This window comes from Streptomyces sp. NPDC048623 (assembly GCF_040650755.1).
Taxonomy (GTDB): domain Bacteria; phylum Actinomycetota; class Actinomycetes; order Streptomycetales; family Streptomycetaceae; genus Streptomyces.
This window is the reverse complement of sequence record NZ_JBEZHV010000009.1, coordinates 211771-233517: the sequence shown is the minus strand read 5'-3', so window position 1 is coordinate 233517 and position 21747 is coordinate 211771. Positions and strand designations below refer to the sequence as shown.

Here is a 21747-nt window from a genome sequence, read left to right as displayed (position 1 = left end):
ACCCCGGGTGCCCTGGGCGGAACTCGGCGGCCTCCTCCGGTCGTACGCGCTACCGTCCCGTACACCAGACGCGGTACGCGCATCGGTCATGAGAGGTCCTGGATGGAGATCCGGCGGGCGACCACGGTGGCGGAACTGCTCGCGGCGGCGCACCTGTACGACGCGCCGCCCCGCGAGAAGTGGGCGGCGGCCTTCCTCGCCGCGCCCGGCCATGTGCTGCTCATCGCCTACGCGCCCGACGGCACGCCGGCCGGTTTCGTCTCCGGCATCGAGATGCGCCACCCCGACAAGGGCGTGGAGCTGTGTCTGTACGAGCTCTCGGTCGACGAGCCCCACCGCCGCCGGGGCATCGGCCGCGCCCTCACCGAGGCGCTGGCGGCGGAGGCCCGGGCGCGCGGCTGTTACGGCATGTGGGTCGGCGTGGACACGGACAACGAGGCCGCGCTGCGGACGTACGCGTCGGCGGGGGCGGCGGACGAGGGCGTGTTCACGATGCGCGGCTGGTCGTTCCCTCGGTCCTGACCTCGGTCTTGACCTCGGTCCTGATGGGGAGCACCCGGTCGAGGAGCCCGTCCGGCACGGGGTACGGGCGTTCCGCCGGAAGCAGCCGCTCGGCCTCCGCGAGCCGCCGCTCCCGTACGAGCGCGTGGATCTCGTGGGCGAGCGGCGTCACGTCCCGTATCCCGGTCGTCCACTCGTCGGCGTACCGCCGCGACGCCTCCCCGGCCAGGCCGAGCTGGAGCGAGCGGTGGTCGAGCGCCCTCAGATGCAGGTCGCGCTCGGGGTCCCACTGCACCCGGGCCGGGGCGCGCTTCAACTCCCGCTGCCAGCCCGCCCGGTCGGGGTGGAACCCGCGCACGTAGTGGGAGAGGGCGGCGTTCCGCAGGGCCCACTCGAAGCCCTCCCGGCTGATCTCGACGGCGAGCACGACCTCCTGCCCCTCCTTCAGCCCCCACCCGCAGCGATACATCATCCACAGGAAGGAGGGCTTGATCCAGGTCATCCGCTCCCGCTTCCAGGCCGCGGGGAACCGCCCGTCCCGGGCGGCCGGGAGCCCGATCACCGGGCTGTACGCCTGATACACGGTCACGGTGGTGTCGCCGTACACGGCGCGGATCTGCTGCTTCGGAGGCTGAACGGGAACGGACATGGTCTCAAGGGTGCGCGGCGAACACGCCTGAGGGCCACTGGTTTACCTCCCGGGAGTAATGGCCCATCGAAGCGACGTGCGAATGGCCCCATGGTGTGGGCCGCTGGCCTCCTAGCGTGGAGAGGTGACCCCGACAGCACCTGTCAGCCGCCATCCGTCAGCCGCGGTCTGCGGTGGCGGACAGCGGCTGACGGCGCTGGGATGGGCCTGGCGGGCGGTCGGCCCGCCCCCGCCATGAACGTCCCCTCACTCAGAGGAACTCCTCATGCAAGCCATCACCGTCAAGGACCGCGACGCCGGTGTCAGCGGCCTGGCCCTCTCCGAGCTGCCCCACCCGCACGCCGCCGAGAACGACGTGATCGTGAAGGTCCACGCCGCCGGATTCACCCCGGGTGAGCTGACCTGGCCCGCCACCTGGACCGACCGGGCCGGCCGTGACCGGACCCCGAGCGTGCCCGGCCACGAGCTGTCCGGCGTGGTCACCGAGCTCGGCTACGGCACCACCGGCCTGACGGTCGGGCAGCGGGTGTTCGGTCTCGCCGACTGGGCCCGCGACGGCTCGCTGGCCGAGTACGTCGCGGTCGAGGCCCGCAACCTGGCCCCGCTCCCCGCCGATGTCGACCATGTCACGGCCGCCGCGCTGCCGATCTCCGGGCTCACCGCCTGGCAGGCCCTGTTCGACCACGCCCACCTGCTCACCGGCCAGAGCGTGCTCGTCCACGGCGCGGCGGGCGGTGTCGGTTCACTCGCGGTGCAGCTGGCCCGCGAGGTCGGCGCCCGGGTGATCGGCACCGGCCGGGCCGCCGACCGCGACACCGCCCTCGGCCTGGGCGCGGACACCTTCGTCGACCTCCAGGCCGAAAGGCTGGAGGACATCGGGGAGGTGGACGTGGTGTTCGACGTGATCGGCGGCGAGATCCTCGAACGTTCCGCCGCGCTGGTCCGCCCCGGCGGCACCCTGGTCACCATCGCCGAGCCGGTCACCGTCCGCCCCCGCGACGCGCACGCCGTCTTCTTCGTCGTCGAACCCGACCGGACCCGCCTGGCCCACCTCGCCCAGCGGCTGCGGGACGGCCGCCTCAAGCCGATCATCGGCGCCGTCCACCCGCTCACCGAGGCGACCTCCGCCTTCACCCCGGCCAAGCGCACCCCCGGCAGGACGATCATCCGCGTCACCGAGGACTGACCCCGTCCCGGGCCAAGTCCTTGCGCGCAGACGGCGGGAACCCCCGGCCGGTGGGGACCGGCCGGGGGTTCTGCCGCGGGACGGCCCGGGGCCGGGGGGGCGTCAGTGGTTGCGCGGGAAGCCCAGGTCGACGCCCGTCGGGGCCTCGGAGGGGTCCGGCCAGCGGGTGGTGACGACCTTGCCGCGGGTGTAGAAGTGCACGCCGTCGTTGCCGTAGATGTGGTGGTCGCCGAAGAGGGAGTCCTTCCAGCCGCCGAAGGAGTGGTAGCCCACCGGGACCGGGATCGGGACGTTGACGCCGACCATGCCGGCCTCGACCTCCAGCTGGAAGCGGCGGGCGGCGCCGCCGTCGCGGGTGAAGATGGCGACGCCGTTGCCGAACGGCGAGGCGTTGATGAGGGCGACGCCCTCCTCGTAGGTGTCGGCGCGCAGGACGCAGAGGACGGGGCCGAAGATCTCGTCCTGGTAGGCCTTGGCCGTGGTGGGGACGCGGTCGAGGAGGGAGAGGCCGATCCAGTGGCCGTTCTCGTAGTCCGCGCCCTCGACCGTGTAGCCGGTGCCGTCGAGGACGACCTCGCAGCCCTCGGCCGCCGCGCCGTGCACGTAGGAGGCGACCTTGTCGCGGTGGACGGCGGTGATCAGCGGGCCCATCTCGGAGGTCGGGTCGTTGCCGGGGCCGATCTTGATCTTCTCGGCGCGCTCGCGGATCTTCTCGACCAGCTCGTCGCCGATGGAGCCGACCGCCACGACCGCGGAGATCGCCATGCAGCGCTCGCCGGCGGAGCCGTACGCCGCGGAGACGGCCGCGTCGGCGGCGGCGTCGAGGTCGGCGTCGGGCAGCACCAGCATGTGGTTCTTGGCGCCGCCGAGCGCCTGGACGCGCTTGCCGTTGGCGGAGGCGGTGGTGTGGATGTGGCGGGCGATCGGGGTGGAGCCGACGAAGGAGACCGCGGAGACGTCCGGGTGCTCCAGGAGGCGGTCGACGGCCACCTTGTCACCGTGCACGACGTTGAAGACGCCGTCCGGCAGACCCGCCTCGGCGAGCAGCTCGGCGATCTTCAGGGACGGCGACGGGTCCTTCTCGCTCGGCTTGAGGACGAAGGTGTTGCCGCAGGCGATGGCCAGCGGGAACATCCACATCGGCACCATCGCCGGGAAGTTGAACGGGGTGATGCCGGCGACGACGCCGACCGGCTGGCGGATGGCGGCCACGTCGACCCGGCTGGAGACCTGGGTGGACAGCTCGCCCTTGAGCTGGGTGGTGATGCCGCAGGCCAGGTCGACGATCTCCAGGCCGCGGGCGACCTCGCCGAGCGCGTCGGAGTGCACCTTGCCGTGCTCGGCGACGATCAGCTCGGCGATGGCGTCGCGGTTGGCGTCGAGCAGCGCGCGGAAGCGGAAGAGGATCGTGGTGCGCTGGGCCAGCGAGGAGGTGCCCCAGGTCTCGAAGGCGGCCTTGGCGGCGGCGACCGCCGCGTCGACCTCGTCGGCGGAGGCGAGCGCCACCCGCGTGGTGACGGCGCCGGTGGCCGGGTCGGTGACCGGGCCCCAGTTGCCCGACGTGCCCTCGACGGTCTTGCCACCGATCCAGTGGTGGACGGTCTTCGTCATGACTCGTTGCTCCTTCAGAGATGGCGGCGTCGGGCGGTGACGTGCCGGGCGTACTCCTCGCGGGCCTTGACCGCGTCCGGGCGGGTCGCGGTCTCGGCCACGGGCACATCCCACCACGCCTGGGCGGGGGGCGCGCCCGACACACTGTCGTCCGTTTCGGTCTCCACGTAGACACATGTAGGAACCGTGGCCTCCCTCGCGTCGGCGAGGGCTTCCCGCAGGTCACGTACGGTGCGGGCGCGCAGCACCCGCATGCCGAGGGAGGCGGCGTTGGCGGCGAGGTCGACGGGCAGCGGCGGGCCGGTGAAGCCGCCCCGCTCGTCGCGGAAGCGGTAGTCGGTGCCGAAGCGCTCGGCGCCGACGGCCTCGGACAGACCGCCGATGGAGGCGTAGCCGTGGTTGTCGAGGACGACCAGCCTGATGGGCAGCTCCTCCTGCACGGCGGTGACGATTTCGGTGGGGTTCATCAGATACGTACCGTCGCCGACGAGCGCCCAGACGGGCCGGCCGGGTGCGGCGAGGGCGACACCGATGGCCGCGGGGATCTCGTAGCCCATGCACGAGTAGCCGTACTCGACGTGGTACTGGTCCTCGGAACGCGTCCGCCACAGCTTGTGGAGGTCGCCGGGGAGCGAGCCGGCCGCGTTGATCAGGATGTCGTCGCCGGTGACCAGGGTGTCGAGTGCGCCGAGCACCTGCGTCTGGGTGGGGCGGGCGGTCTCGTCGGGGGCGGCGTAGGCGGCGTCGGTACGGGCCTCCCAGCGCAGCTTCTCCTCCGCGTACTCGTGCGCGTAGTGCGCGCTGACATGGTGCTGCTCAAGGAGTGTGTGGAGCTGTTCCAAGCCCTCGCGGGCGTCCGCGACCAGCGGGAGCGCCGCCAGGCGGTGGCTGTCGACGGCGGCGATGTTGAGGTTGACGAACCGCACGGCGGGGTGGCCGAACAGGGTCGAGGACGCGGTGGTGAAGTCGCTCCAGCGGGTGCCGACGCCGATCACCACGTCGGCGGTGCGGGCCAGGTGGTCGGCGACGGCGGTGCCGGTGTGGCCGATGCCGCCCACGTCCTGGGGGTGGCCGTGGGGCAGCGCGCCCTTGCCGGCCTGGGTGGCGGCGACCGGGATGCCGGTCCGTGCGGCGAAGTCGGAGAGCGACTCCTCGGCCCCGCTGTACTTGACGCCTCCGCCGGCGACGATCAGGGGGCGGGCGGCCCTGCCGATCGCCTCGGCCGCCGCGTCCAGTTCGTCCTCGTCGGGTGACAAGCGGCGCACCCGCCAGGTCCGCTCGGCGAAGAACTCCTCGGGCCAGTCGTACGCCTCGGCCTGCACGTCCTGCGGGAGGGCGAGGGTGACGGCGCCGGTCTCCGCCGGGTCGGTGAGGACCCGCATCGCTTCGAGGGCGGCCGGGATCAGCGCCTCGGGGCGGACGATGCGGTCGAAGTACCGGGAGACGGGCCGCAGACAGTCGTTGACGGACACGTCACCGGCGTACGGGACCTGGAGCTGCTGGAGTACGGGGTCGGCGGGGCGGGCGGCGAAGGTGTCGCCGGGCAGGAGGAGGACCGGGAGCCGGTTGATCGTGGCGAGCGCGGCGCCGGTGACGAGGTTGGTGGCGCCGGGGCCGATAGAGGTCGTGACGGCGTGCGCCCGGAGCCGGCGGGACTGGCGGGCGTAGCCGACGGCCGCGTGCACCATGGCCTGTTCGTTGCGTCCCTGGTGGTACGGCATGAGGTCGGCGTGCTCGACGAGCGCCTGGCCGATCCCGGCGACGTTGCCGTGCCCGAAGATGCCCCAGGTCGCGGTGAGGAACCGCTGCCGCTCGCCGTCGCGCTCGGTGTACTGCGCGGCGAGGAAGCGGATCAGGGCCTGGGCGACGGTGGAGCGGCTCACTGGTATCCCTCCGTGTGGTCGGGGTGGAAGCTGATCCGCCACTCCCGCTCGGGGCCTGGGCCGGCCATGACGTTGAGGTAGTAGAGCGGGTGGCCGGGCTGGGCCACGGACGGGCCGTGCCAGCCGTCGGGGACGAGGACGGCGTCGCCGGTGCGCACCTCGGCAAGGAGTTCGGCGCCGCCGGGGCGGGAGGGGGTGATCCGCTGGTAGGCGTAGCCGGAAGGGGCGGACACCTCGTAGTAGTAGATCTCCTCCAGGACGGACTCGGTGCCTTGGCGGTGCTCGTCGTGCTTGTGGGGCGGGTAGGAGGACCAGTTGCCGCCGGGGGTGATCACCTCGACCGCGATCAGCCGGTCGCAGTCGAAGGCGCCGGCCGCGGCGAAGTTGCGCACCTCGCGGGTGCGGTTGCCGCTGCCCCGGGTCTCGACGGGTACCTCCGGCGCGGAGCCGTAGCGGGCGGGGAGTCGTCGCTCGCACTTCGCTCCTGCCAAAGCGAAGCGGCCTCCCGCACCGGAGGCGATCTGGGCGTGGGCGTCCCTGGGCAGATAGGCGAAATCCGAGACCCCGTCGAACGGGCTCTCCCGGCCCTTCAGTTCGAGAACTTCCCCGTCGACGCGCACCGTACCGCCCCCGGACAGCGGAAGCACCACCCATTCGCTGTTCCCTGTCTCGAAGCGGTGGGTCCCGCCGGGCGGGAGTTCGAGAACGCGCAGCGAGCTGTACGTCCAGCCGGCCCGCTCGGGGTCGATGTCGACGGCGTACGGGCCGCGGGCGGCCGTCCCGGCCGGGACGTGGAGGTTGAGCGTCGAGTCCATGATCTGTCCCTACCCGCGGTCCGGGGGCCTCACCGCCGCGTCCGGGTCATGTCCGGGTCCGGTCCGGGACGCCGTCCGGGACGCCGTCCGGGACGTGTCCGGGTCGTGTTCGAGGTGTCCCGGAGGGTCATCGGGGGCGCTCCGGGATCGAGGCGTCGCCGGTCGCCAGGGCCAGATCGATCTCCTCGGCGTACGGCATGGCGGGCGAGCAGGCGAGCCGGCCGGCCACGATCGCGCCCGCCGCGTTGGCCCGGCGCAGCACCTCCTCCAGGCCGAGGCCGGCGAGCAGGCCGTGGGCGAGCGCGCCGCCGAAGGCGTCGCCGGCGCCGAGGCCGTTGACCACCTCGACGGGCAGCGGCGGGACCTCGGCGGCGGTGCCGTCGGCGGACAGCGCGAGCACGCCCTTGGGGCCCTGTTTGACGACGGCGAGCCGGACGCCCGCCGTGAGCAGGGCGCGGGCGGCGGCGTACGGCTCGCGCTCGCCGGTGGCGACCTCGCACTCGTCGAGGTTGCCGACGGCGACCGTCGCGTACCGCAGCGCCTCCGCGTACAGCGGTCCGGCCTCGGCGGGGGCGTCCCAGAGGGCGGGGCGCCAGTCGAGGTCGAGCACGGTGAGCGGGCCGGGGTCCGCGCCGGTCATGGGCCCGGCCCCGGCCCCGGTCGCGGCGGCGGCGCGCTCGCGCAGCGCCGTGAGGGTCGCGGTGCGGCTGGGTTCGGCGCTCAGGCCGGTGCCGGTGACCCACAGGGCGCGGGCCGCCCGGATCGCCGGGAGGTCCAGCTCGTGGGGGTGGATCTCCAGGTCGGGGGCCTTGGGGCGGCGGTAGAAGTGGATCGGGAAGTGGTCGGGCGGGAAGATCTCGCAGAAGGTCACCGGGGTGGGGTGGGCGGCGACCTCGGTCACCCAGCGCTCGTCCACCCCGAACGCCCGCAGCTCGCGCCGCAGGTACTCCCCGAACGGGTCGGCCCCGGTCCGGCTGATCAGCGCCGTGCGGCTGCCGAGCCGCGCGGCGGCGACGGCCACATTGGCCGGGGAGCCGCCGAGGAACTTCCCGAAGGTCTCCACCCGGGCCAGCTCCACCCCGCTCTGCAGCGGGTAGAGGTCCACTCCGAGCCGGCCCATCGTGATCAGGTCGTACGAGGCCGGGTCGTACGAGTCCGGGCTGTACGAGGCCGGGTCGTGGGGCCGGCCGTCCGGCCGGTGCTCCGGTTCCGCCGTCATCGGCACGTCACCTCTCGCCCGGACCGTGTCTTGTGGATCTCGCCGGGGGCTCACGCTCCCAGGTCTATCCACGGCCCCGGGCGGTGTCAATGACATGTCCTGACATTCGGACGTGCCGCCGGACGCCGTCTTGACGCCCTCCGGAGTCCGCCCCAAGGTGGCATTCATGACGAATCCGTCGCTTCCGCCGTCGCCGTCGTCGCCCCAGCCACCGCCGTCACCGTCCCGGATCCGGGTCGGCTCCGCCCCGGACTCGTGGGGGGTGTGGTTCCCCGACGATCCGCGGCAGGTGCCGTGGCAGCGGTTCCTGGACGAGGTGGCGGGCGCCGGATACAGCTGGATCGAACTCGGTCCGTACGGCTATCTGCCCACCGATCCGGGTCTCCTCGCCGAGGAGACGGGGAGCCGGGGGCTGCGGGTCTCGGCGGCGACCGTGTTCACCGGTCTCCACCACGGTCCGGCCGAGTGGGACCGGACCTGGGCCCATGTCGCCGAGAACGCGGCGCTCGCCCAGGCCATGGGTGCGGAACATCTGGTGGTGATCCCCTCCTTCTGGCGGGACGACCGCACCGGCGCGGTCCTGGAGGACCGCGTCCTGACGGCCGGGCAGTGGCGGCAGCTGACCGGTCTGACCGAGCGCCTCGGCCAGGAGGTGCGCGAGCGCTACGGGCTGCGGGTCGTCGTCCATCCGCACGCCGACACCCACCTCGACACCGAGGAGAACGTCACCCGCTTCCTCGACGCCACCGATCCGGAGCTGGTGGCGCTGTGTCTGGACACCGGGCACTACGCCTACTGCGGCGGCGACAGCGTGAAGCTGATCGAGACCTACGGCGAGCGGATCGGCTACCTCCACCTCAAGCAGGTCGACCCGGCGGTCCTCGCCCGAGTGGTGGCCGAGGAGCTGCCCTTCGGCCCGGCGGTGGCCCAGGGCGTGATGTGCGAACCGCCGGCCGGCGTGCCGGCCCTGGAACCGGTGCTCGACGCGGCGCGGGCCCTGGGCGTGGACCTGTTCGCCATCGTCGAGCAGGACATGTACCCCTGCGATCCGGACGCCCCCTACCCCATCGCGGTCCGTACCCGGCGCTTTCTCCGCTCGTGCGGCCTCTCATGACCATGCGTCACTTTCGTCACGACCGTCGCCCCTTCGTCACGCATATCTCCATTACGCGGGTTTTCCGTCACAGGCGTTCGACAGCCGCTCCCCTCCTGTCGGAAGGGGCCGTTGACCGGGCACAGGCTCAGTGATCACGGGACACGAGTGATCACCAGTGACGTCCGGCAGCACCCCCGACGGCTCCCCCCGCCGCTCTGCCGGGCACGCAGGAGAGGTGCCACGCCATGACGGACAGAAGACTCTGGTCGTACAAGGACATCGCCGCGCACATCAAGGTGCAGCCGGACACCGTCCGCTCCTACCGGAAGCACGGACTGCTGCCCGCACCCGACCACGTGGAGTCGGGCAAGCCGTACTGGCAGCCCGACACGATCCGCCGCTGGGTCGCGAACCGGCCGGGGAACCGGAGCCGCCGGGACTGAGCCGCTCCCCCGTACCAGAGCCTCGGCTCCCGAGGGCCCCGCACCGCGCACCCGCGCGGTGCGGGGCCCTCGGTCATCCGGCGACGGTCTCCTTCTCGGCCCTGTTCCCGCCGCCCTCGCCCTCGGTCTCGTGGCCGGCCGCGCCCGGTGCGGGGGCGGGCGCCCCGGGTATGCCGCCCTCGCTGATGCCGAAGCGGGCATGGAGCCGGCGCAGCGGCGCGGGCGCCCACCAGGTGAACCGGCCGGTCAGCTTCATCACGGCCGGGACGAGCAGGCTGCGCACCACCATGGCGTCCATGAGGACGGCGAGGGCCACGCCGAGGCCCAGCATCTTGGTGTTGGTGACCCGGCTGGTGCCGATGGCGACCATGACCACGGCCAGGATGACGGCCGCGGCGGTGATCAGCCCGCCGGTGCGGCGCAGTCCGTGCCGGACGGCGCCCTCGTGGTCGCCGGTGGCGTCGTACTCCTCCTTGATGCGGGAGAGCAGGAACACCCCGTAGTCCATGGAGAGTCCGAAGGCGACGCAGAACATCAGGACGGGCAGGGTGGTCTCGATGTCGCCGGTGGAGGTGAAGCCGAGCAGTCCGGCGAGGTGCCCTTCCTGGAAGACCCAGACGACCGCGCCGAACATGGCCGTGAGGCTGAGCGCGTTGAGCACGACGGCCTGGAGCGGGACGACGACGCTGCCGGTGAGCAGGAACACGAGGACCAGGGTGACGACAGCGATGATCGCGGCCGCCCAGGGCAGCCGCTCGCCGATGGCGTCCTTGGAGTCGACCAGGACGGCGGCGGCGCCGGTGACGGAGGTGGCGAAGGGGGCCGGTTCAGCGCGCAGTTCGCCGACCACCCGCTGGGCCCCGGCGCCGACGCCCTCGCCCTCGGGGAGCACGGTGTAGGAGGCGTGGGCCTGCTCGCCGGTGCCCGCGGTGACCGGCCCGTCGACCCGGGCGACCCCGTCGAGCGCCTCGATCCGGGCGCGGTAGTCCTGGTACTGGGCGCCGGTGGCCGGGCCCTCGGCGAGCACGGTGAGCGCGCCGCCGGGGTTGCCGGGGAAGCCCTCGCGGAGCTGGTCCTGGACGACCCGGGACTCGGCGGTGGCGGGCAGCTGGCGGTCGTCGGCGGTGCCGAACTTCACGCCGAGGAAGGGCAGTCCGAGCAGCACCAGACCGGTGGCGGTGGCGACGGCGAACCACGGCGCCCGCCGCATGACGAGCCCGGCGGCCCGTCCCCAGCCGGCCCCCTCCGCGCGATCGGCACGATCGGCACCGGGAACGGCCCCGGTCTCGGCCCCAGCCCCGGTCTCGGCCCCGGCCTCGCGCCGCCGCCGGCGGAACACCCGACGCAGGTCCAGGGCGTTGACCCGGTCGCCGAGCAGCAGCAGCGCGGCCGGCAGCAGGACCAGGGCGGCCGCGGCGGCAAGAAGCACGACGGCGATGCCCGCGTACGCGAAGGAGCGCAGGAAGTACTGCGGGAAGACCATCATCGCGGCGAGCGAGACGGCCACGGTGAGAGCGGAGAAGAGCACGGTCCGCCCGGCGGTGCGCAGGGTGGTGGCGACGGCCGTGCGGGTGTCGGCGCCGCCGTCCAGCTCCTCGCGGAAGCGCCGGACCACGAACAGGGCGTAGTCGATCGCGAGTCCGAGGCCGAGGGCGGTGGTGAGGTTCTGGGCGAAGACGGAGACGTCGGTGAACTCGGTGAGGCCGCGCAGCACGGCGTTGGTGCCGAGGATGGCGACGATGCCGATGCCGAGCGGGAGCATCGCCGCGACGGCGCTGCCGAAGACCATGACGAGCAGGACGAGGGTGATGGGCAGGGCGATCATCTCGGCCTTGAGGAGGTCCTCCTGGATGATCGTCTGCATCTCGTGCCGGACGGCGAGCGGGCCGCCGACGGAGACCTCGACCGGTCCGTGGGTGCCCCGGAACTCGGGGGCTATGCGCTGCAGGACCGCGCCGGCAGCCTTCTCCTCGCCGTCGATGCGGGCGGCGATCAGGGCCTGCCGCCCGTCCTTCGAGCGCAGTGCCGACGAGCCGGTCTGCCAGTAGGAGCCGACGCCGTCGACGCCCTCCTGGGCGTCGAGCCGCTCGGCGAGGCGGCGGGCCTCGGCGGCGACCGCGGGGGCGTCGACCCCGGCGGGACCCGCGTCGACCAGGAGCAGCAGATTGGGCTGGGAGGCGGGGAACTCCCGCTCCAGGACCTGGGTCGCGTACGTGGATTCGGCGTCCGGGTCCTCCCAGCCGCCGCTGCCCATCCGGTCGGCGACCCCGCTGCCGGCGAACACCGCGAGCGCGGTGAGGACGAGGGCGACGAGGAGCGAGAGCCGGGGCCGGGCCGTGACGATCCGCGTCCAGCGGCCCGGCCCGCCCCCGGGACTCCCCGAGCCTCCCGCGGCCCCCACGGGCCCCGTGCCCTCCGTGGGCAGGGCTTTCTTGACTTCGGCCATGACGCGGTGTCCCCTTCACCGTGACCCGTGCAGACCCGTGCAGGGGTCGCCTATTGCCATAGACTGGCAAACACGAGCGATCACTCGCGTTTCTCCAGAATGCGAGCGACCTCTCGTGTTTGTCAAACGTGTCGAGGGAGGCTGGGGACAGCCATGTCCGAGGAACCGAAGCCGCGCCGTCGCCAGGCCCGCGGCGAACGCCGGATCAGCCAGCTGCTCCAGGCCGCCGCGAACGTCTTCTGCGCCAAGGGCTACACGGCCGCGAGCACCAACGCGATCGCCCGCGAGGCGAGCGTCTCGCCCGGCACGCTCTACCAGTACTTCCCGAACAAGGAGGCCATCGCCCTGGAACTGGGCGACCGGCTGCTCGCCGAGATGCGGGCCGCCCACGGTCAGGCCTTCACTCCCGCGAACCTGGGACTGCCGCTCCCCCAGCTCGTCGACGCCGTCCTCGACCCGCTGATCGAGTTCAACTGCCAGAACCCGGCCTTCCTCGCGCTCATGCACGGCTCGGAGGTTCCCGGCCGGATCGCCGAGGAGCACGACGCCGTGCACGCCCAGCTGCTCGCCGCGGTCGGCGAGCTGATGGTCCACTACCTGCCCGACAGCGCGCCCGCCCAGCGGGCCCGTATCGCCGACATGATCTTCGCCATCGTGAAGGCGGGACTCACGCTCGTCCTGGCCGCGCCCGAGGGCGCGGAGCGGGACGCGGTCGTCACCGAGCTGAAGACCGTCCTGCTGCGCTACCTCGCCCCCCTTCTCGCCGACCAGCCGTCCACCGCCACCGCCACCGCCACCGCCACCGCCACCGCCACCGACCAGCCGGTCACCACGACTCCGAGCCCGTGACCCGCTCCGGCGCGGACGAGGGCCCGACCCTCCAGTCGGCAGGTCCACCCCGCGATCCATACCCCCTAGGGGTACACTGGGTGGTAGTACGGCGTACGGACCGGCGAACCGCCGGGCCACGCCCCACACAGCGCACCGCCCTCGAAGAGGAGAAGCCATGACCGCCGAGACCCGGACCGAACTCCCGCAGGTGACCTCCTCCTGCTGCTCCTCCACCGGCGGCTGCGGGGGCGGCGCGGCGGACGCGGCCTCGGCCGAGGGCATCACCACCGTCTACGACGTCAAGGGCATGACCTGCGGTCACTGTGAGGGCGCGGTGGCCGGCGAGATCTCCGAGATCGCCGGCGTCGCCTCGGTCACCGCCGTCGCCGCCACCGGCAAGGTCACCGTCGTGTCCGCCGCCCCGCTCGACGAGGAGGCCGTCCGTGCCGCCGTCGACGAGGCCGGTTACGAGCTCGTGGGCCAGGCCTGAGCCGCCGCCCGGGTCGGGCCTGAACCCCGCCTGACCCTCCCCGGGCCGTACGGCCCTCCGTCTCACCCCCGCAGGGCCGTACGGTGTCTCCGTACGGCCCTGCTCCTGTTGGGAACCATCCATGGCACCGCTCACGACCTCCACCGTCACCGAGCTCACGATCGGCGGCATGACCTGCGCGTCCTGCGCCGCCCGGGTCGAGAAGAAGCTCAACCGGATGGAGGGCGTCACCGCGACCGTCAACTACGCCACCGAGAAGGCGCGGGTCGAACACCCTGCCCAGGTGCCGGTCGCGGACCTCATCGCCACCGTCGTCAAGACCGGTTACACCGCCGAGGAGCCCCCGCCGCCGGAGCCCGAGCCCGAACCGGAGACGGAGTCGGAGTCGGAGGCCGGGTCCCCCGAAGGCCGGGAGCAGGACCCCGAGCTCGCCTCGCTGCGGCAGCGACTCGTCGTCTCCGCCGTGCTCTCACTGCCGGTGGTGCTGCTCGCGATGGTCCCGGCCCTGCAGTTCGACAACTGGCAGTGGCTCTCGCTCACCCTCGCCGCGCCCGTGGTCGTCTGGGGCGGGCTGCCCTTCCACCGCGCCACCTGGACCAACGCCAGGCACGGCGCCGCCACCATGGACACCCTGGTCTCCCTCGGCACCCTCGCCGCGTTCGGCTGGTCGCTGTGGGCGCTCTTCCTCGGGGACGCCGGCATGCCCGGCATGCGCCACGAGTTCGACCTCGCCGTCTCCCGCGACCACGCCGCCTCCACCATCTATCTGGAGGTGGCCGCCGGGGTGATCACCTTCATCCTGCTCGGCCGCTATCTGGAGGCCCGCGCCAAGCGGAAGGCCGGTGCCGCCCTGCACGCCCTGCTGCGGCTCGGCGCCAAGGACGTGGCCGTGCTGCGCGGGACCTCGGGAGGCGGGACCACGGAAGTACGGATCCCGGTCGGCGCGCTCGTGGTCGGCGACCGCTTCGCCGTACGCCCCGGGGAGAAGATCGCCACCGACGGCACCGTCGTCGAGGGCTCCTCCGCCGTGGACGCCTCCATGCTCACCGGCGAGTCCGTGCCGGTCGACGCCGCCCCCGGCGACACCGTCACCGGCGGCTGCGTCAACGTCTCCGGCCGGCTGGTCGTCGAGGCCACCCGGGTCGGCGCCGACACGCAGCTGGCCCGGATGGCCAAGCTCGTCGAGGAGGCCCAGAACGGCAAGGCCGAGGTGCAGCGGCTCGCCGACCGGATCTCCGCCGTCTTCGTGCCCGTGGTGCTGCTCATCGCCCTCGGCACCCTCGTCACCTGGCTCCTCGTCACGAGCGACACCACGGCCGCCTTCACGGCCGCCGTCGCCGTGCTGATCATCGCCTGCCCCTGCGCCCTCGGTCTCGCGACCCCGACCGCGCTCATGGTCGGCACCGGGCGCGGCGCCCAGCTCGGCATCCTCATCAAGGGCCCGGAGGTCCTGGAGTCCACCCGCCGCGTCGACACCGTCGTCCTCGACAAGACGGGCACGGTCACGACCGGCCGGATGACCCTGACCGGGGTGCATGTGTACGGGGGCGCCTACGGCGCCGACCGCACCGGCGAGGACGAGCTGCTGCGCCTCGCGGGCGCCCTGGAGCACTCCTCCGAGCACCCGGTCGCCCGCGCCGTGGCGGCCGGTGCCGCCGCACGGGTCGGCGAGCTGCCCGTACCGAAGAGCTTCGAGAACGTGCCGGGACTCGGCGTGCGCGGCTCGGTCGACGGGCATCTGGTCCTGGTCGGGCGGGCCGCGCTGCTCGCCGCCGAGGAGATCGAGATCCCGGCCGGGGCGGCTCCCGGGGCCGTGCACGTCGCCTGGGACGGGCGGGCCCGGGGCACCCTGACGGTCGCCGACGCGGTCAAGGAGACCAGCGCCGAGGCCATCGAGCGGCTGCGCGCCCTCGGTCTCACCCCGATCCTGCTCACCGGCGACAACAAGGCCGTCGCCGAGGCCGTCGCCGCCGAGGTCGGCATCGACGAGGTGATCGCCGAGGTCATGCCGCAGGACAAGGTCGACGTCGTCAAGCGCCTTCAGGCCGAGGGCCGCACGGTGGCGATGGTCGGCGACGGCGTGAACGACGCCGCGGCCCTGGCCACCGCCGATCTGGGCCTGGCCATGGGCACGGGCACGGACGCCGCGATCGAGGCGAGCGACCTGACCCTCGTACGGGGCGACCTGCGGGTCGCGGCCGACGCGATCCGGCTCTCCCGGCGCACCCTGGCCACGATCAAGGGGAACCTGGGCTGGGCCTTCGGCTACAACGTGGCCGCGCTGCCGCTGGCCGCGTTCGGGCTGCTCAACCCGATGATCGCCGGCGCCGCGATGGCCTTCTCCTCGGTCTTCGTGGTGACGAACAGCCTGCGGCTGCGCCGCTTCCGCTAGGGCTGTCGCGTGGATCGGGCCGGATCAGGCCGGATCGGGGACCGGCGTGACCTGTGCTCCGTACGGCGCGTGATCACGCGAATTCACCTACACGTGACGCACAGGACCTTCACAAAGAGATCTAGATCACAGATATTGGGGGGTAACCATCTGGGCTGTTCGCGAGTCTAAGTGGGCGATGCCAAGAACGTCTTGGGGGACGTTCATGGGGATGTCTTGGGGGACGTCCCTGGGCAAGCGCGGCCGGGGCACGTGCACCGGGGAGCTTTGAGCGGCCCTCCCGTACGTACGTACCCCGGCAGACCGCGCGAACAGACGCCCGGCCCGGATCCCGTGGGGGGAATCCGCACCGGGGATATGGGAAGCGCCCCGCTCGCCGACCCGTGGGGGGATCGGCGGCGGGGCGCTTTCGCTACGCGCTCCGGACGCACTCCGGGAGGCGGGCCCGTGATCGGGCCGCCTCGACCGGGAAGCTGCTCGCCCGGGAAGAAGGCGCGGACGAGGACGTCGCGGACCAGGAAGTCGCGGACGAAGGTCAGCGGGCCTCGACCGGGACGAAGTCACGGAGGACCTCGCCGGTGTAGATCTGGCGCGGGCGGCCGATGCGAGAACCCGGCTCCTTGATCATCTCGTGCCACTGGGCGATCCAGCCCGGGAGGCGGCCGAGGGCGAAGAGGACGGTGAACATCTCCGTCGGGAAGCCCATCGCGCGGTAGATCAGACCCGTGTAGAAGTCCACGTTCGGGTAGAGGTTGCGCGAGACGAAGTAGTCGTCGGAGAGCGCGTGCTCCTCCAGCTTGAGCGCGATGTCGAGCAGCTCGTCGGACTTGCCGAGGGCCGACAGGACGTCGTGCGCGGCGGCCTTGATGATCTTGGCGCGCGGGTCGAAGGACTTGTACACCCGGTGGCCGAAGCCCATCAGGCGGACGCCGTCCTCCTTGTTCTTCACCTTGCGGATGAAGGCGTCGACGTCGCCGCCGTTGGCCTGGATGCCCTCGAGCATCTCCAGGACCGACTGGTTGGCGCCACCGTGCAGCGGGCCCCACAGGGCCGAGATGCCGGCGGAGATCGAGGCGAACATGTTCGCCTGCGAGGAGCCGACCAGACGCACGGTGGAGGTCGAACAGTTCTGCTCGTGGTCCGCGTGCAGGATCAGCAGCTTGTCGAGCGCCGAGACCACGACCGGGTCCAGGTCGTACTCCTGGGCCGGGACCGAGAAGGTCATGCGCAGGAAGTTCTCGACGTAGCCGAGGTCGTTACGCGGGTAGACGAACGGGTGACCGATCGACTTCTTGTACGCGTAGGCCGCGATCGTCGGCAGCTTGGCGAGCAGCCGGATCGTGGAGAGGTGACGCTGCTTCTCGTCGAACGGGTTGTGGCTGTCCTGGTAGAAGGTGGACAGCGCGGACACCACGGAGGACAGCATCGCCATCGGGTGGGCGTCCCGCGGGAAGCCGCGGAAGAAGTTCTTGACGTCCTCGTGGACCAGCGTGTGCTGGGTGATCTCGCCCTGGAAGGTGGTGAGCTGGTCCGCCTTCGGCAGCTCGCCGTTGATCAGCAGGTACGCCACCTCCAGGAAGGTGGACTGCTCGGCCAGCTGCTCGATGGGGTAGCCGCGGTACCGCAGGATGCCCTGCTCGCCATCGAGGTAGGTGATGGCGGATTTGTAGGCGGCGGTGTTGCCGTATCCGCTGTCCAGGGTGACCAGACCGGTCTGGGCCCGCAGCTTTCCGATGTCGAAGCCCTTGTCACCGACGGTGCTCTCGACCACCGGGTAGGTGTATTCACCGTCCGCGTACCGCAGTACTACAGAGTTGTCGCTCACGTCATCCCTCACCGACGTAGTGCCTCTTCTTCGAGGTGCCCTGACTGTCTCTACCATCCCCCATTTGGCAGAGCAGAGTGCACTCGGGGTCGCCTATTGGGCCATTCGGCGGCACTCAGTGCCGCCAACCTGCATATCCTGCCCCCTTCGCCCCGGTTCCGGTAGTCCTCCGTGATCTTTCACACGACCGTGCCCCCTGCGAGCCGATGGGCCAGTGAGGTGAAGCGGCGCCCGGCCGAAACCGTGCGCACCGCCTGGGCGATCGCCTTGCGCGAGCCGACCAGGACGACGAGTTTCCGGGCGCGGGTGACGGCCGTGTAGAGCAGATTGCGCTGGAGCATCATCCAGGCGCTGGTGGTGACCGGGATCACGACCGCCGGGTACTCGCTGCCCTGCGAGCGGTGGATGGTCACAGCGTAGGCATGGGCCAGCTCGTCCAGCTCGTCGAAGTCGTACGGCACCTCCTCGTCCTCGTCCGTACGGACGAGGAGCCGCTGTTCGACGGGGTCGAGGGCGGTGACCACGCCCACGGTGCCGTTGAAGACGCCGTTGGCGCCCTTCTCGTAGTTGTTGCGGATCTGGGTGACCTTGTCGCCGACCCGGAAGACCCGGCCGCCGAAGCGCTTCTCCGGGAGGTCGGGGCGGGCCGGGGTGACGGCCTGCTGGAGCAGGCCGTTGAGCGCGCCGGCGCCGGCCGGGCCCCGGTGCATGGGCGCGAGCACCTGGACGTCGCGGCGCGGGTCGAGGCCGAACCTGGCGGGAATCCGGCGGGCGGCGACCTCCACGGTCACCCGGGCGGCGTCCTCGGTCTCCTCCTCGGCGAAGAGGAAGAAGTCCGGCAGGCCGGTGGTGACGGGCGGCAGGCCCGCGTTGATCCGGTGCGCGTTGGTGACCACGCCGGACTCCTGGGCCTGCCGGAAGATCCTGGTCAGCCGGACGGCCGGGACGGGGCTGTCCGGGGCGAGCAGATCGCCGAGGACCTCACCGGCGCCGACCGAGGGCAGCTGGTCCACGTCCCCCACGAGCAGCAGATGGGCGCCCGGAGCCACCGCCTTGACCAGCTTGTTCGCGAGGAGCAGGTCGAGCATGGAGGCCTCGTCGACCACGACCAGGTCGGCGTCGAGCGGCTTGTCCCGGTCGTACGCCGCGTCGCCGCCGGGCTTCAGCTCCAGGAGCCGGTGCACGGTGGAGGCCTCGGCGCCGGTCAGCTCGGCGAGCCGTTTGGCGGCCCGGCCGGTGGGGGCGGCGAGCACCACCTTGGCCCGCTTGGCGCGGGCCAGCTCCACGATCGAGCGGACCGTGAAGGACTTGCCGCAGCCCGGTCCGCCGGTGAGGACGGCGACCTTACGGGTGAGGGCGAGGCGGACCGCCTGCTCCTGCTCCGGCGCGAGCGAGGCGCCGGTGCGGTCCGCGAGCCAGGCAAGCGCCTTGTCCCAGGCGACGTCCTGGAAGGCGGGCAGCCGGTCCTCCTCGGCGGCCAGCAGACGGCGCAGCTGCCCGGCGAGGGACAGTTCGGCGCGGTGGAAGGGGATCAGGAACACGCCGGTGACCGGCAGGCCCTCCGGGCCGGGCACCTTCTCCCGTACGACCCCCTCCGGGTCCTCGGCGAGCTCGCCGAGGCACTCGATGACCAGACCGGTGTCGACCTGGAGCAGCTTCACCGCGTCGGAGATCAGACGCTCCTCGGGCAGGAAGCAGTGCCCCTGGTCGGTGGACTGCGACAGCGCGTACCGCAGGCCGGCCTTCACCCGGTCCGGGCTGTCGTGCGGTATGCCGACGGCCTGGGCGATCCGGTCGGCGGTGAGGAAGCCGATGCCCCAGACGTCGGCGGCGAGCCGGTACGGCTGGTTCTTCACGACGGAGATCGAGGCGTCCCCGTACTTCTTGTAGATCCGCACCGCGATGGAGGTGGACACCCCCACCCCCTGGAGGAAGACCATCACCTCCTTGATCGCCTTCTGCTCCTCCCAGGCCGCGCCGATCAGCCGGGTCCTCTTCGGCCCGAGGCCCGGCACCTCGATCAGGCGCTTCGGCTCGGTCTCGATGACGTCGAGGGTGTCGGTGCCGAAGTGGTCCACGATCCGCTCGGCGATGCGCGGTCCGATGCCCTTGATCAGACCCGAGCCGAGATAGCGGCGTATGCCCTGGACGGTGGCCGGCAGCACCGTCGTGTAGTTCTCCACGGTGAACTGCCGCCCGTACTGCGGATGCGAGCCCCAGCGCCCTTCCATCCGCAGCGACTCCCCCGGCTGCGCGCCGAGCAGCGACCCGACGACCGTGAGCAGGTCGCCGGCCCCACGGCCGGTGTCGACGCGGGCGACCGTGTACCCGCTCTCCTCGTTGGCGTAGGTGATCCGCTCCAGGACCCCTTCGAGCACCGCGAGGCTCCGCACTTCGCTGGACATGCCCCGAAGGTAGCGAAGCCCTCGGACAGCGCGCCGGTCCTGTGGACAACGCCCGCCACCGACGGCGGGGGGACCGCCACGCCGAAGAATTTACCTAAAACCTATTGACTTATGGCATACGGCGCGTAGTAGTGGTTAATAGACGACAACACCGAAAGAGCCACAAAGTCGACGAGGACGTCTAGTCGGCGGAGTGACTTGGACAGGATGTTGTTCAGGCCCCCGGCAAGCCGGCGCGATACCGAGGCGACAGTGACGACTGAAGCTTCAGGACACGTGCAGCACTACCGGGGACTGTTTTTGCCCACGGAGCCTTCGCGCAGGCCTGGGCGCGACGCGAAGGGTCGCCAAACCCGGGGGGCCCCTTCGAGCACCGCGAGGCTTCGCGCTTCGCTGGGACATGACCCGAAGGTAAGCCCTCAAACAACGGGGCGGGCCTGTGGACAGCCGCCTGCGGACGACGCCCGCGCGCAGGCGCGGCCAGCTACCATGTATGGAAGGTGGGATTGTGTCCCACATGACACACATGGATGGTGATCATGGGTGTGACCAACGTCGACGTGGACGACGAGGTGCTCGCCGAGGCCGCGCGACTGCTGGGTACGACCACGAAGAAGGACACGATCAACACGGCACTGGAAGAAGTGATAAGGCGCCATCGACGCAGGGCCGCGTACCAGCGCCTCGCGGAGCGGGGCGCACGAGGTGAACTGGAGCCCACACGTCGAGCCTGGGAAGCCCGCAAGGCCGCCCAGCACGGCGAGGACGCTGAGTGATCACGTACCTCATCGACACCAGCGCATACGTTCACCTCAGCACCGATCCCACCGATCACCGACGCTGGGACGCCGAGATCGAGACGGGCGCCATCGGCATGTGCGAGGCCACCCGAGCGGAGATCCTGTTCACCGCCACCGGCCCGGACGACCGCGACGAGATCGATGAAGACCTCTCCGCCCTGTTCGCGGCCGTCCGTGTACCTAAGGACGCCTGGCGATGGGTGGAAACCGCGCAGTACAAGCTGACCCAGAAGGGGCAGCACCGTGCGGCGGGCGTCGTCGATCTCCTGCTCTGTGCCACGGCGGTCCATCACGGGCTGACCATCCTGCACAGGGACAACGACTTCGCCACAGTCGCCCGCGTCCTCAAGGAGGTCGAGCAACAGGACGTGCGGCTCTTGGTCTGACACCTGGACGACGGTCCGGGCGGGGCGGTTCCCCAGCCTGGTGTCTCGGCAAGCCGCCGTCGGAAAGCGGCAGCTCGTAGACGGCTCGATGTCGGAGCTCTGCGGCGAACTACGCTCGGCGGCTTGGTGAGGCACCAGCCTGATGGCGAGCGTCCTCACCAAGCCGGCGAAACCCACAGCCAACACGGTTGCCGGAAGACCCGACTTCCCGTCACCGAGGCAGCTCAGGGTCTCCAGACTGACCGAACTGGCCGAGGCCGATGTCGTGTTCCGGCCGACGCCCGAAGCCAAGACCGGCGCCCCGGCAGACGCGGTCGGCAGGAAAGGAACCGCACGGTGAGCACGGAGCAGCAGCACAGCGCGAGGTGGGCGCTGACCTCGGTCGCCCTGGTGGTCAGGGGGCCCGAACTCGACCCGGACGCACTCACCGCGAGGCTCGCTCTCCAACCGACCGCGACCCGGCCCCCGGGGCCGAGCCCCTGGGGTCGCCCGGACGACGTCGACGGCGAGTGGCGGCTGCAATGCGACGAGCGCATGACCCGGGACTTCGCGGCGCAGCTCGACACCGTGCTGACGGCGGCCGAGCCGTACGCGGAGCAGTGGCGGGCTCTGACAGCCGAAGGCGTCTCCGTCGCGCTTGTCGTCAGGGGATACGTGGACAACGACTCGCAGCTCGCCCTGACCGCCGAGCAGATGTGCCGGGTGGCCGGCCTCGGCCTGCCCCTGACCCTCACGCCCAGCACGAGCGAACGGTGACCGCCATGTGGAC

18 protein-coding genes are annotated in these 21747 nt (G+C 71.8%); 10 read left to right on the top strand and 8 right to left on the bottom strand.

From position 1 onward, the window contains the following. Positions 1 to 102 precede the first annotated feature (102 nt). Positions 103 to 522 carry a GNAT family N-acetyltransferase gene (locus tag AB0C73_RS16280; RefSeq protein WP_362529849.1) on the top strand — a complete coding sequence of 140 codons (420 nt, stop codon included), beginning with the start codon at positions 103 to 105 and terminating at the stop codon, positions 520 to 522. Here the strand turns inward: AB0C73_RS16280 and AB0C73_RS16275 are convergent. Continuing rightward, entirely contained in the window at positions 488 to 1150 is a 663-nt protein-coding gene (locus tag AB0C73_RS16275; protein WP_362529847.1) for a DUF4291 domain-containing protein, read from the bottom strand. The genes AB0C73_RS16280 and AB0C73_RS16275 overlap by 35 nt on opposite strands. A 265-nt stretch (positions 1151 to 1415) precedes the next feature. Here AB0C73_RS16275 and AB0C73_RS16270 point away from each other — a divergent pair, with 265 nt between their 5' ends. Further along, positions 1416 to 2336 carry an NADP-dependent oxidoreductase gene (locus tag AB0C73_RS16270; protein WP_362529844.1) on the top strand — a complete coding sequence of 307 codons (921 nt, stop codon included), beginning with the start codon at positions 1416 to 1418 and terminating at the stop codon, positions 2334 to 2336. A 102-nt stretch (positions 2337 to 2438) separates the two neighbouring features. On the opposite strand, the gene mmsA is transcribed toward AB0C73_RS16270, so the two are convergent. From mmsA to iolC, 4 genes are all read right to left on the bottom strand, one after another. Next, on the bottom strand, positions 2439 to 3947 hold the full coding sequence (gene mmsA, locus AB0C73_RS16265) for a CoA-acylating methylmalonate-semialdehyde dehydrogenase (protein WP_362529841.1): 1509 nt from the start codon (positions 3945 to 3947) through the stop codon (positions 2439 to 2441). A gap of 14 nt (positions 3948 to 3961) precedes the next feature. Then, positions 3962 to 5830 (bottom strand): 3D-(3,5/4)-trihydroxycyclohexane-1,2-dione acylhydrolase (decyclizing), encoded by a 1869-nt coding sequence (gene iolD / locus AB0C73_RS16260; protein ID WP_362529839.1) that lies wholly within the window; start codon positions 5828 to 5830, stop codon positions 3962 to 3964. Continuing rightward, on the bottom strand, positions 5827 to 6645 hold the full coding sequence (gene iolB / locus AB0C73_RS16255; protein ID WP_362529836.1) for a 5-deoxy-glucuronate isomerase: 819 nt from the start codon (positions 6643 to 6645) through the stop codon (positions 5827 to 5829). Before iolB ends, iolD begins: the two co-directional genes overlap by 4 nt. Before the next feature lie 127 nt (positions 6646 to 6772). Then, positions 6773 to 7864, bottom strand: coding sequence for a 5-dehydro-2-deoxygluconokinase (gene iolC / locus AB0C73_RS16250; RefSeq protein ID WP_362529834.1), 1092 nt, complete (start codon positions 7862 to 7864; stop codon positions 6773 to 6775). A gap of 166 nt (positions 7865 to 8030) precedes the next feature. Between iolC and AB0C73_RS16245 the strand changes: the two genes are divergently transcribed. After that, the gene (locus AB0C73_RS16245; protein ID WP_362529832.1) at positions 8031 to 8978 is read left to right on the top strand and encodes a sugar phosphate isomerase/epimerase; all 948 of its coding nucleotides are present in this window, start codon (positions 8031 to 8033) and stop codon (positions 8976 to 8978) included. Positions 8979 to 9205: 227 nt separating this feature from the next. Beyond that, the gene (locus AB0C73_RS16240) at positions 9206 to 9403 is read left to right on the top strand and encodes a MarR family transcriptional regulator (protein ID WP_362529830.1); all 198 of its coding nucleotides are present in this window, start codon (positions 9206 to 9208) and stop codon (positions 9401 to 9403) included. 73 nt (positions 9404 to 9476) lie between these two features. Here AB0C73_RS16240 and AB0C73_RS16235 read toward each other — a convergent pair whose 3' ends face one another. Beyond that, positions 9477 to 11849 (bottom strand): MMPL family transporter, encoded by a 2373-nt coding sequence (locus AB0C73_RS16235; RefSeq protein ID WP_362529828.1) that lies wholly within the window; start codon positions 11847 to 11849, stop codon positions 9477 to 9479. A 153-nt stretch (positions 11850 to 12002) separates the two neighbouring features. Between AB0C73_RS16235 and AB0C73_RS16230 the strand changes: the two genes are divergently transcribed. The 3 genes from AB0C73_RS16230 (at position 12003) to AB0C73_RS16220 (ending at position 15562) form a co-directional block, all read left to right on the top strand. Beyond that, positions 12003 to 12698: a TetR/AcrR family transcriptional regulator gene (locus AB0C73_RS16230; protein WP_362529826.1), complete on the top strand. Its 696-nt coding sequence runs from the start codon at positions 12003 to 12005 to the stop codon at positions 12696 to 12698. 157 nt (positions 12699 to 12855) lie between these two features. Then, entirely contained in the window at positions 12856 to 13170 is a 315-nt protein-coding gene (locus AB0C73_RS16225) for a cation transporter (RefSeq protein WP_362529824.1), read from the top strand. Between the two features lie 121 nt (positions 13171 to 13291). Beyond that, the gene (locus tag AB0C73_RS16220) at positions 13292 to 15562 is read left to right on the top strand and encodes a heavy metal translocating P-type ATPase (RefSeq protein ID WP_362529822.1); all 2271 of its coding nucleotides are present in this window, start codon (positions 13292 to 13294) and stop codon (positions 15560 to 15562) included. Positions 15563 to 16097: 535 nt separating this feature from the next. Here the strand turns inward: AB0C73_RS16220 and AB0C73_RS16215 are convergent. Together AB0C73_RS16215 and AB0C73_RS16210 are read right to left on the bottom strand one after the other, a co-directional pair. Then, on the bottom strand, positions 16098 to 17387 hold the full coding sequence (locus AB0C73_RS16215; RefSeq protein ID WP_362529819.1) for a citrate synthase: 1290 nt from the start codon (positions 17385 to 17387) through the stop codon (positions 16098 to 16100). A gap of 179 nt (positions 17388 to 17566) precedes the next feature. Continuing rightward, positions 17567 to 19780: an ATP-dependent RecD-like DNA helicase gene (locus AB0C73_RS16210; RefSeq protein ID WP_362530001.1), complete on the bottom strand. Its 2214-nt coding sequence runs from the start codon at positions 19778 to 19780 to the stop codon at positions 17567 to 17569. Positions 19781 to 20331: 551 nt separating this feature from the next. Here AB0C73_RS16210 and AB0C73_RS16205 point away from each other — a divergent pair. The 3 genes from AB0C73_RS16205 (at position 20332) to AB0C73_RS16195 (ending at position 21734) form a co-directional block, all read left to right on the top strand. Then, a complete protein-coding gene (locus AB0C73_RS16205) occupies positions 20332 to 20568 on the top strand; it encodes a type II toxin-antitoxin system VapB family antitoxin (RefSeq protein WP_362529817.1) in 237 nt (78 codons plus the stop codon). Next, entirely contained in the window at positions 20565 to 20978 is a 414-nt protein-coding gene (locus AB0C73_RS16200) for a PIN domain nuclease (protein WP_362529814.1), read from the top strand. Before AB0C73_RS16205 ends, AB0C73_RS16200 begins: the two co-directional genes overlap by 4 nt. Before the next feature lie 336 nt (positions 20979 to 21314). Next, a complete protein-coding gene (locus AB0C73_RS16195) occupies positions 21315 to 21734 on the top strand; it encodes a DUF4279 domain-containing protein (RefSeq protein ID WP_362529811.1) in 420 nt (139 codons plus the stop codon). Positions 21735 to 21747: the final 13 nt, after the last annotated feature.